At 60.8% G+C, this 10,879-nt stretch carries 8 protein-coding genes; 1 reads left to right on the top strand and 7 read right to left on the bottom strand.

What is annotated here, in order from left to right:
- Window positions 1-540: 540 nt before the first annotated feature.
- Together OC605_RS21075 and purL are read right to left on the bottom strand one after the other, a co-directional pair.
- A complete protein-coding gene (locus OC605_RS21075; protein ID WP_095050948.1) occupies window positions 541-852 on the bottom strand; it encodes a YqfO family protein in 312 nt (103 codons plus the stop codon).
- Between the two features lie 5 nt (window positions 853-857).
- The gene (gene purL, locus OC605_RS21070) at window positions 858-4,754 is read right to left on the bottom strand and encodes a phosphoribosylformylglycinamidine synthase (RefSeq protein WP_073473626.1); all 3,897 of its coding nucleotides are present in this window, start codon (window positions 4,752-4,754) and stop codon (window positions 858-860) included.
- A 285-nt stretch (window positions 4,755-5,039) separates the two neighbouring features.
- On the opposite strand from purL, the gene mltF reads away from it, so the two are divergent.
- Window positions 5,040-6,500 (top strand): membrane-bound lytic murein transglycosylase MltF, encoded by a 1,461-nt coding sequence (gene mltF / locus OC605_RS21065; RefSeq protein WP_024011704.1) that lies wholly within the window; start codon window positions 5,040-5,042, stop codon window positions 6,498-6,500.
- A gap of 127 nt (window positions 6,501-6,627) precedes the next feature.
- Here the strand turns inward: mltF and pdxJ are convergent, their stop codons facing one another.
- The 5 genes from pdxJ to lepB form a co-directional block, all read right to left on the bottom strand.
- Window positions 6,628-7,371, bottom strand: a complete 744-nt coding sequence (pdxJ, locus tag OC605_RS21060; RefSeq protein ID WP_076566005.1) for a pyridoxine 5'-phosphate synthase — start codon at window positions 7,369-7,371, stop codon at window positions 6,628-6,630.
- A gap of 39 nt (window positions 7,372-7,410) precedes the next feature.
- The gene (gene recO / locus OC605_RS21055) at window positions 7,411-8,100 is read right to left on the bottom strand and encodes a DNA repair protein RecO (RefSeq protein ID WP_262139248.1); all 690 of its coding nucleotides are present in this window, start codon (window positions 8,098-8,100) and stop codon (window positions 7,411-7,413) included.
- Between the two features lie 166 nt (window positions 8,101-8,266).
- Window positions 8,267-9,169 (bottom strand): GTPase Era, encoded by a 903-nt coding sequence (gene era / locus OC605_RS21050; protein WP_016771562.1) that lies wholly within the window; start codon window positions 9,167-9,169, stop codon window positions 8,267-8,269.
- Window positions 9,162-9,851: a ribonuclease III gene (gene rnc, locus OC605_RS21045; protein WP_024011703.1), complete on the bottom strand. Its 690-nt coding sequence runs from the start codon at window positions 9,849-9,851 to the stop codon at window positions 9,162-9,164. Before rnc ends, era begins: the two co-directional genes overlap by 8 nt.
- 169 nt (window positions 9,852-10,020) lie before the next feature.
- Entirely contained in the window at window positions 10,021-10,875 is an 855-nt protein-coding gene (gene lepB, locus OC605_RS21040; RefSeq protein WP_016771563.1) for a signal peptidase I, read from the bottom strand.
- Window positions 10,876-10,879: the final 4 nt, after the last annotated feature.

The raw sequence follows: 10,879 nt of genomic DNA, 5'->3' as shown, positions 1-10,879 counted from the left end.
ACGAAGTTGCATGGTGGATGCCTCTTGCCAGGACACAGGTCATCTCCTTGATGATGAGCAATGTGCCTATTAAAAAGTGTCCACCATGTCTCCGAACACCTGTCCACCATGTGTCCGGTACATACACTCCCAGAGGGAGAGGGGACTGACCGAGTTGTTCAGGCGAGGTACGCCGACGTGAAAGTCCGAGTCGAACTCAGGATTTGCAAACCACACAAAATCGGCCCCCTCTCCCTCGGGAGAGGGCTGGGGTGAGGGGCAGTGCAGCGAAGCAAACCGGAGCCGCTGCGCCCGGATCAGTCCCGGAGCGAAGGGACCCGAGCCTGCGAGGGCCGAACGTAGGAGCAAGCCTTTTCGGTTACCTTTTTGCTGGGCCGGCACTCCGGCGTTTGAAAAAGGTGACTCGCCGTAAGGGCGAAACCGCCAGCCGCAGCACCCGCAGCAACGGATATTCACCAAAATCAAAACAAAACCAAGACCAACAAAAAACCCGCAGACAATCACTCATCTGCGGGTCTCCCGTTCAAGCAGCAAAGAAGATCAGAAATCCTCCAGCCGCCACACCTCATAAGCCGGCGTCTCATACGGATGACTGAGCTTCAACGCCGCCACAACAGCCACAATCAACTCATCCGCCACGACAAGCTCAACCTTCCATTCCTCGACACGCTCAACCTGCCCCGCCTCGCCAATAAACGGCTGACTGCCATCCAAAGGCCGAAACTGACCAGAGCCAAGCACCTGCCAGGCACAGTGGTCATAGTCACCGATCCGCCCACCACCGGCAGCGAACACAGCCCCTTTGACCACCTCGACATGACTGTCAGGAACAAAAAACGCCAGCTTGTACACAGGCCTCAATTCACCCAGACGCGAGCATTACGGAACATGCGCATCCAAGGTGCGTCCTCGTTCCAGTCTTCGGAACGCCACGAGTTCTGCACCGCGCGGAACACACGCTCCGGGTGCGGCATCATGATCGTCACGCGACCGTCACGGCTGGTGAGGCCGGTGATCCCGCGCGGCGAGCCGTTCGGGTTGGCCGGGTAGGCTTCGGTGACCTTGCCGTGGTTGTCGACAAAACGCATCGCCACGCAACCGGACAGATCGGCTTCCAGCAGTGCTTCTTCGCTGGCGAATTCGGCGTGTCCTTCACCGTGGGCGATAGCGATCGGCATGCGCGAACCGGCCATGCCCTGCAGGAAGATCGAGTTCGATTCCTGGATCTGCACCATGGCCACGCGCGCTTCGAACTGCTCGGAGCGGTTGCGCACGAAGTGCGGCCAGAACTCGCTGCCCGGGATCAGCTCGTGCAGGTTGGACATCATCTGGCAACCGTTGCACACGCCCAGCGTGAAGCTGTCGTTACGCTCGAAGAAGCCCTGGAACGCATCGCGGGCGCGGCTGTTGAACAGCGCCGACTTGGCCCAGCCTTCACCGGCGCCGAGCACGTCGCCGTAGGAGAAACCACCGCAGGCCACCAGGCCTTTGAACTCGTTGAGGTCGACACGACCGGCGAGGATGTCGCTCATGTGCACGTCGATCGCGCTGAAACCGGCGCGGTCGAACGCGGCGGCCATTTCCACCTGACCGTTGACGCCCTGCTCACGCAGCACGGCAACCTGTGGGCGGATGCCTTTCTTGATGTAAGGCGCGGCGATGTCCTGATTGACGTCGTAGCTGAGCTTGACGCTCAGGCCCGGGTTGTCTTCTTCCAGCAGCGCGTCGAATTCCTGCTCGGCGCAGTCGGCGTTGTCGCGCAGACGCTGGATCTGGTAGCTGGTCTCGGCCCACTGACGCTGCAGCAGACGACGCTGGCCTTCGAACACGGTGTCACCGTTGAAGGTGATGTTGATCTGGCCATTGTTGATCGGCTGACCGATCACCGACACGCAGTCGCCCAGACCGGCGGCGCTGAATTGCGCGAGGATGTCCGGGGTGGCGTCCTGACGAACCTGGATCACCGCACCGAGTTCTTCGTTGAACAGGATCGCGGCGATTTCCGAAGCGGATTCGGCAACGCTGTCCAGGTTCAGGCTCAGACCGCAGTGGCCGGCAAAGGCCATTTCCACCACGGAGGTCAGCAGACCACCGTCGGAACGGTCGTGGTAGGCCAGCAGATGACCGTCGGCGTTGAGGCCCTGGATCACCGCGAAGAAGGCCTTCAGGTCTTCGGCATCATCGACGTCCGGCGCATGCTGGCCGAGTTTGCCGTGGACCTGCGCGAGGATCGATGCACCCATGCGGTTCTGGCCGCGACCGAGGTCGATCAGGATCAGGTCGGTGGTGCCCTTGTCCATGCGCAGTTCCGGGGTCAGGGTCTGACGGATGTCAGCCACTGGCGCGAAACCGGTGACGATCAGCGACATTGGCGAGGTGACGGTCTTGTCTTCGCCGTTGTCATTCCAGCGCGTGGCCATGGACATCGAGTCCTTGCCCACCGGAATGGTGATGCCCAGCTCAGGGCACAGCTCCATGCCGACCGCTTTCACGGTGTCGTACAGACGCGCGTCTTCGCCCGGGTGGCCGGCAGCGGACATCCAGTTCGCCGACAGTTTGATGTCGGAGAGCTTGTTGATGCGCGAGGCAGCAATGTTGGTGATGGTTTCGCCGATGGCCATGCGGCCCGAGGCCGGCGCGTCCAGCAGAGCCAGCGGAGTACGCTCGCCCATCGCCATGGCTTCACCGGTGTAGACGTCGAAACTGGTGGCGGTGACGGCAACGTCGGCCACCGGCACTTGCCATGGGCCGACCATCTGGTCACGGGCAACGAGGCCGGTGATGGTGCGGTCGCCGATGGTGATCAGGAAGCTTTTGCTGGCCACGGCCGGGTGATGCAGAACGCGTTCGATGGACTCGCTGATGTCGAGGTTCGACGGATCGAAGTCATCGCCCAGCTCGGCTTCGCGAACCACCGAACGGTGCATGCGCGGCGCCTTGCCCAGCAACACTTCCAGCGGCATGTCCACCGGGTTGTTGCCGAAGTGGCTGTCGGTCACGGTCAGTTGCGGTTCGGCAGTGGCTTCCCCGACTACGGCAAACGGGCAACGCTCGCGTTCGCAGATCGCCTGGAAGCGCTCGAAGTCTTCCGGGCCGACTGCCAGCACGTAACGTTCCTGGGATTCGTTCGACCAGATTTCGTGCGGGGCCATGCCCGGCTCGTCATTCGGGATGTTGCGCAGTTCGAAACGACCACCGCGATCGCCGTCGTTGACCAGTTCCGGGAAGGCGTTGGACAGACCGCCCGCACCGACGTCGTGGATGAAGCTGATCGGGTTCTTGTCACCGAGTTGCCAGCAACGGTCGATGACTTCCTGGCAACGACGCTCCATTTCAGGGTTTTCACGCTGCACGGAAGCAAAATCCAGATCCGCCGAGCTGGTGCCGGTGGCCATCGACGAAGCCGCGCCGCCACCGAGACCGATCAACATCGCCGGGCCGCCGAGCACGATCAGCTTGGAGCCGACGACGATCTCGCCCTTCTTGACGTGTTCTTCGCGGATGTTGCCCATGCCGCCAGCGAGCATGATCGGCTTGTGATAACCGCGCACTTCGTCACCGTGCGGAGTGGTGATCGACTGTTCGAAGGTACGGAAGTAGCCGGTCAGCGCCGGACGACCGAATTCGTTGTTGAACGCCGCGCCGCCGAGCGGGCCTTCGATCATGATGTCCAGCGCGGTGACGATGCGCTCAGGCTTGCCGTACGGCACTTCCCACGGCTGTTCGAAGCCCGGGATCTGCAGGTTCGATACGGTGAAACCGGTCAGGCCAGCCTTTGGCTTGGCGCCGCGACCGGTTGCCCCTTCGTCACGGATCTCGCCGCCGGAACCGGTCGATGCGCCCGGGAACGGGGCAATCGCGGTCGGGTGGTTGTGGGTTTCAACCTTCATCAGGATGTGCACCGGCTCCTGCACCGCGCCGTACTGGCGGGTTTCAGGATTCGGGAAGAAGCGGCCGGCGACGTTGCCGACGATCACCGAAGCGTTGTCCTTGTAAGCGGACAGCACGCCTTCGCTGTGCATCTGATAGGTGTTCTTGATCATGCCGAACAGGCTTTTTTCCTGGCTCTGGCCGTCAATGTCCCAACTGGCGTTGAAGATCTTGTGGCGGCAGTGCTCGGAGTTGGCCTGGGCGAACATCATCAATTCGATGTCGTGCGGGTTGCGCTTCAGACCGTTGAAGGCGTTGACCAGATAGTCGATCTCGTCTTCGGCCAGGGCCAGGCCCAGCTCGGTGTTGGCCTTTTCCAGCGCGGCGCGGCCGCCACCGAGGATGTCGATGGCGGTCAGCGGCTTCGGCTCGGCATGGCTGAACAGACCGGCGGCCTGCTCGAGGTTGGCCAGCACGATCTGGGTCATGCGGTCATGCAGCGCGTCCGAAATCAGTTGGGCTTCGGCTTCGCTGAACTGCCCTGCCACATAGAAAGCGATACCGCGTTCCAGGCGCTGGATCTTGCTCAGGCCGCAGTTGCGGGCGATGTCGCTGGCCTTGCTCGACCACGGCGAGATGGTGCCGAAACGCGGCAACACCAGAAACAGACGGCCGGTAGGCTCTTGAACCGGAACACTTGGGCCGTACTTCAGAAGGCGCGCTAGCACCTGCTGTTCGTCGCCGGTCAGGACGCCGGTGACTTCGGCGAAGTGAGCGAATTCAGCATACAGGCCACTGACAGCTGGAACCTTCTGGCTCAGTTGCTCAAGGAGTTTGCTGTGGCGAAAGGCAGAAAGGGCAGGAGCGCCGCGCAGGATCAACATCTTCGGGACAGCCTCGGGAAGGGGTGTGCTTTGAGGCCGTGCATTCTAGCCTAAACCGACCTCAACATCACCCGAAACGCTACGCACGGTTGCACTCGGGTAGCAATCTGTGTTTCTGCCTTCGGGGTCAGGTAAATCGAGCGTTTCAGCATGGCTTATTTTTACTGTAACAAAATGCCCTGAAGGCCCGTATTCAAGGGATTTCGCTCGGATTTGTGATCGCTAGCAGACTAGTCCTACGCTGTCGAGATATGGCGCTCGTGGCCGTTTGCGTATACTGCGCAGATGTTTTTCCCAACGGCTTTGCGTCCGCGATACGCCAAATGGCTGATCGCAACCGGACTCTTCCTGGTGCTCGGTGGCTGTGTTGATAAACCCAACACACTCGAGCGCGTAAAGGAGGATGGTGTGCTGCGCGTGGTTACCCGCAACAGCCCCGCCACCTACTTTCAGGATCGCAGCGGTGAAACCGGCTTTGAATACGAGCTGGTGAAGCGCTTCGCCGACGATTTGGGCGTCGAATTGAAGATCGAGACCGCCGACAACCTCGATGACCTGTTCAACCAGGTCGGCAAGCCAAACGGCCCGGTACTCGCGGCCGCCGGTCTGGTCAGCAGCGATGAACGCAAGAAGCAGGTGCGGTTCTCCCACTCCTACCTCGAAGTCACCCCGCAGATCATCTACCGCAACGGCCAGTCGCGCCCCACCGATCCGGCGGATCTGGTCGGCAAGAAGATCACCGTGCTCAAGGGCAGCACCCACGCCGAGCAACTGGCCGCGCTGAAACAGAAATATCCCGGCATCGAGTACGAAGAATCCGACGCGGTTGAAGTGGTCGATCTGCTGCGCATGGTCGATGAGGGCCAGATTGATCTGACACTGGTCGACTCCAACGAAGTGGCGATGAATCAGGTGTACTTCACCAATATCCGCGTGGCCTTCGACCTCGGTGACGCGCGCAGTCAGAGCTGGGCGGTGGGCCCGGGCGAAGACAACAGCCTGCTCAATGAAATCAACGCCTATCTGGACAAGGTGCAGAAGAACGGCACCCTGCAACGCCTGAAGGACCGCTACTACGGCCACGTCGATGTGCTTGGCTACATGGGCGCCACCACCTTCGCTCAGCACTTGCAGCAGCGCCTGCCGAAATACGAACAGCACTTCAAGAACTACGCGAAGAAAGAGAAAGTCGACTGGCGCCTGCTGGCGGCCATCGGTTATCAGGAATCGCTGTGGCAGCCGACGGTGACCTCGAAAACCGGCGTACGCGGCTTGATGATGCTGACCCAGAACACCGCGCAGGCGATGGGCGTATCGAACCGCCTCGATCCCAAGCAGAGCATCATGGGCGGCGCCAAGTACCTGGCTTATATGAAAGATCAGCTCGACGATTCGATCCAGGAACCGGATCGCACCTGGTTCGCCCTGGCGGCGTACAACGTCGGCAGCGGCCATCTGGATGACGCGCGCAAACTGGCGGCGAAGGAAGGCCTGAATCCGGACAAGTGGCTGGACGTGAAAAAGATCCTGCCGCGCCTCTCGCAGAAGCAGTGGTACAGCAAGACCCGCTACGGTTACGCCCGTGGCGGCGAGCCAGTGCACTTCGTAGCGAACATCCGTCGCTACTACGACATCCTGACCTGGGTGACCCAGCCGCAGCTTGAAGGCGATCAGGTGGCCGAGGGCAACCTGCATGTGCCAGCCATCGACAAGTCAAAACCCGCGCAAGAACCTGCCCCGCTCTAACCCACACCTCAAATCCAACTGTGGGAGCGAGCCTGCTCGCGAAAGCGTCGTGTCAGTCGACATTATCTTTGACTGATACATCGTTTTCGCGAGCAGGCTCGCTCCCACAGGAGTTTTGTGTAGCTGCTCAGGATTTGGCGGCAGCCAGAATCAGCGCTTTCATTTCCGATACGGCAGACTTGAAGCCAACGAACAACGCGTGCGCCACCAGCGCGTGGCCGATGTTCAGCTCGTTGATGCCTTTGATCGCAGCCACGGCTTCAACGTTGTGGTAATGCAAGCCGTGACCGGCGTTAACGATCAAGCCTTGGGCCAGACCAAACGCAACGCCATCCGCCACACGCTTCAATTCCTCGGCCACTTCAGTCGGGGTTTCGGCATCGGCGTAGCGCCCGGTGTGCAGCTCGATGGCCGGTGCACCGACGCGCTTGGAGGCGGCGATCTGGCGCTCGTCGGCGTCGATGAACAGCGACACTTCGCTGCCGATCTTCGACAAGCGCTCGACCGCAGCCCTGATGCGTTCTTCCTGCCCCGCCACATCCAGGCCACCTTCGGTAGTCAGTTCCTGACGGGTTTCCGGGACCAGGCAGATGTGCGCCGGGCGAATACGCTCGGCGAACGCCATCATTTCTTCGGTGACGCCCATTTCGAAATTCATGCGCGTTTGCAGCACATCCTTTAGCAGCAACACGTCGCGCTCCTGGATGTGCCGGCGGTCTTCGCGCAGGTGCACGGTGATGCCATCGGCGCCCGCCTCTTCTGCATCCAGCGCCGCCTTGACCGGATCCGGGTAGCGCGTGCCACGGGCCTGACGCAGGGTGGCGACGTGGTCGATGTTCACGCCGAGAAGAATGCGATTGCTGCTGGTCACGGATGCGCTCCTGAATTGAGAGGTTCGGCGCACAGCATATCAGGGCTTGCGAAACAGCTCGCGACTGACAAGCGGACGCCCGCCCAAATGCACCGCCAGGGCCTGGCGCATCAGACGCTTGGCCGCCGACAGCGCACCGGGCGCCGACCAGTCGGCTTCGGCCATGGCCAGCAGTTCGGTACCGTTGAACAAGCCTGGTTGCAGCAGATAAACCCGCTCGAGTCCGGCGTCCACTTGCAAGCGATAGAGGCCGTCAGCAGCGACGGGCTCACCGTGGATGTCAGTGTTCATCGAGAAGCCGTAGCCGAGATCATCCAGCAATCGCCATTCGAAGGAGCGCAACAAAGGCTCCAGCGGTCGACCTTCGGCCAGCGCCAGCAAGGTCGCGGCGTAATGATCAAACACTGCGGGATGCGGATCTTCGGCAGGCAACAGGCGAATCAACAGTTCGTTGAGGTAGAGACCGCTGAACAGCGCCTCGCCGTTGAGCCACGCAGAGGAGCCAGAACTCTCCATGCGCCCGACATTCTTCAGCTCGCCCTTGCCACGGAACTCGACCTCCAGCGCCACGAACGGCCGCGCCAGCGTCCCGGCCTTGCCTCGCGCACTGCGCAACACCGCCCGCAGCCGACCTTGCGGCGTGAGGAAATCGACCAGTGCGCTGGTTTCGCGATAGGCGCGCGAATGCAGGACGTAGGCGGGTTGGGCGGGAGGCGGGTTTTGCGACATTGAGTTCTCGATGAAGAAACGCGGTTTTACATACAACCCAAAACCACTGTGGGAGCGAGCCTGCTCGCGAAAGCGGAGTGACAGTCAACATCAATGCTGAATGTTACGTCCTCTTCGCGAGCAGGCTCGCTCCCACAGTGAGTAGCGGTGTTTTCGAGATCGCTGCTTACAGATCGCCATAACCCAGCGAACGCAGCGCGCGCTCGTCATCGGACCAGCCGCCCTTCACCTTGACCCACAGGTTGAGCATGATCTTGGAGTCGAACAGCAGCTCCATGTCCTTGCGCGCTTCGGTGCCGATGCGCTTGATGCGCTCGCCCTTGTCGCCAATGATGATTTTCTTCTGGCCGTCACGCTCGACGAGAATCAGCGCGTGGATGTGCAGGGTCTTGCCCTGCTGCTTGAATTCTTCGATTTCGACGGTGATCTGGTACGGCAGCTCGGCGCCCATCTGGCGCATGATTTTCTCGCGCACCAGTTCGGCGGCAAGGAAACGGCTGCTGCGGTCGGTGATCTGGTCTTCCGGGAAAAAGTGATCATTCTCCGGCAAGTGATCGGCGATGACCTTTTCCAGCGCTTCGAGGTTGTGCCCGTGCTGCGCGGAAATCGGGATGATCTGCGCGTTTGGCAGCTGTTCCTGCAACCAGCTCAGGTGCGGCATCAGCTCGGCTTTGTCTTCGATACGATCGGTCTTGTTCAGCGCGACGATCAACGGGCCGGTCACGTATTGCACACGCTCCAGAACCATCTGGTCTTCGTCGGTCCACTTGGTGCGGTCGACGACGAAGATCACCACATCGACGTCTTTCAACGCCGCCGAAGCGGTTTTGTTCATGTAGCGGTTCAGGGCCTTTTCGCCACCCTTGTGCATGCCCGGGGTGTCGACGTAGATCGCCTGCACGTCGCCCTCGGTCTTGATCCCGAGCATGTTGTGGCGGGTGGTCTGCGGCTTGCGCGAAGTGATCGCGAGCTTCTGGCCAAGGATGTGGTTGAGCAACGTCGACTTGCCGACGTTGGGACGGCCGACGATGGCAACGTAGCCACAGCGAGTTGCGTTTGTATCAGTCATTGCCATTCTCCACGCCCAGGGCAATCAGTGCTGCGGCGGCCGCTACCTGTTCGGCAATACGACGGCTCACACCCTGACCTCGGCTTTTTTCATTCAGTAAGACCACTTCGCATTCGACGAAGAAGGTTCGGCAGTGCGGTTCGCCCTGGATATCCACCACTTCGTAGCGTGGCAGTTCGCAACCGCGCGATTGCAGGTGTTCCTGCAAGCGGGTTTTCGGATCCTTGTTGGTGTCGACCAGCGTCAGCCCTTCGAATTCGCCGGCCAGCCAGGCCAGCACGCGCTCGCGGGCGACGTCCATGCCGGCATCGAGGTAGATCGCACCGATCAGAGCTTCGAGGGCATCGGCCAGAATCGATTCACGGCGGAAACCACCGCTCTTCAGTTCACCCGAACCCAGGCGCAGATAATCGCCGAGGTCGAAACCGCGAGCGAGTACGGCCAGCGTCTCACCTTTTACCAGCCGTGCGCGCAAACGTGACAACTGGCCTTCGCGGGCCAGCGGGAAGCGATCGAACAGCGCCTCGCCAGCGACGAAGTTGAGGATGGCATCACCGAGGAATTCCAGACGCTCGTTGTTGCGCCCGGCAAAACTGCGGTGCGTGAGGGCCAGCAGCATCAGCTCCTGGTCCTTGAAGGTGTAACCGAGCTGGCGCTCGAGACGGCTAAGAGAAACGCTCACGGTTTACCCACGCTGAGTTCGTGGCTGGTTTCCACTGCCATCGCCGGGGTACGGCGCAGGCCTGGGACAATTAGCGCTGTGTTCAAAAAATAAATCCTGGCGATTGCGAAGCCGATTGTGCCGGCTCCAGAAATGCATTCGGCGCTGTGGTCAACAGCGCCGTGTTTGATTACTTGATCAGGCCAACCCGCGAGAAATTCGGCAGGTGGCTGAGTTTCGGCTCCGGCCAGCTCATCCAGACCGCGAAGGCCTTGCCGACAATATTCTTGTCGGGAACCATGCCCAGCAGATCCTTGGGAATGTTCGGATCATCCCAGTAGCGGCTGTCATTCGAATTGTCGCGGTTGTCGCCCATCATGAAGTAGTGCCCGGCAGGCACTGTCCACGAACGGTCCGGGGTGGCGCGGTAACGGCTCATTTCCTTGCGGATCAGGTGCTCGGCTGCGCCGAGTTTTTCCTGATAGAGCTCCGCGCTGCCCAGCGAACCCGCTTCAGCGCCGACCATCTTCTCGGCAATCGATTCGCCGTTGACGAACAGGCGCTTGTCGGCGGTGTAACGCACCGTGTCACCCGGCAGGCCGACCACACGCTTGATGTAGTTGACGTTCGGGTCGCTCGGGTAGCGGAACACCATCACATCGCCGCGCTGCGGGTCACCGACTTCGATGATCTTCTTGTCGATCACCGGCAGACGGATGCCGTAGGAAAACTTGTTCACCAGAATGAAGTCGCCGACATCCAGGGTCGGTTTCATCGAGCCGGACGGGATCTGGAACGGCTCCACCAGGAACGAACGCAGCACCAGCACGATGAACAGCACCGGAAAGAACGACTTGCCGTATTCAACCAGCAGCGGCTCTTTGTTCAGCTTCTCGACCACCACAGGCTCGGGCTGGCTGACACTGCCTTGATAAGAGGCAATGGCAGCACGCCGACGCGGTGCCAGGAACAGCAGATCAAGCAACGCCAACAGGCCGCAGACGAACACGGCGATGACCAGCAACAGCGGGAAATTTAGCGACATAGGA

The organism is Pseudomonas sp. Marseille-Q5117, assembly GCF_946901175.1.
GTDB lineage: Bacteria > Pseudomonadota > Gammaproteobacteria > Pseudomonadales > Pseudomonadaceae > Aquipseudomonas > Aquipseudomonas iranensis.
The sequence above is the reverse complement of the archived record's forward strand: the minus strand, read 5'-3'. Positions and strand labels throughout refer to the sequence as shown.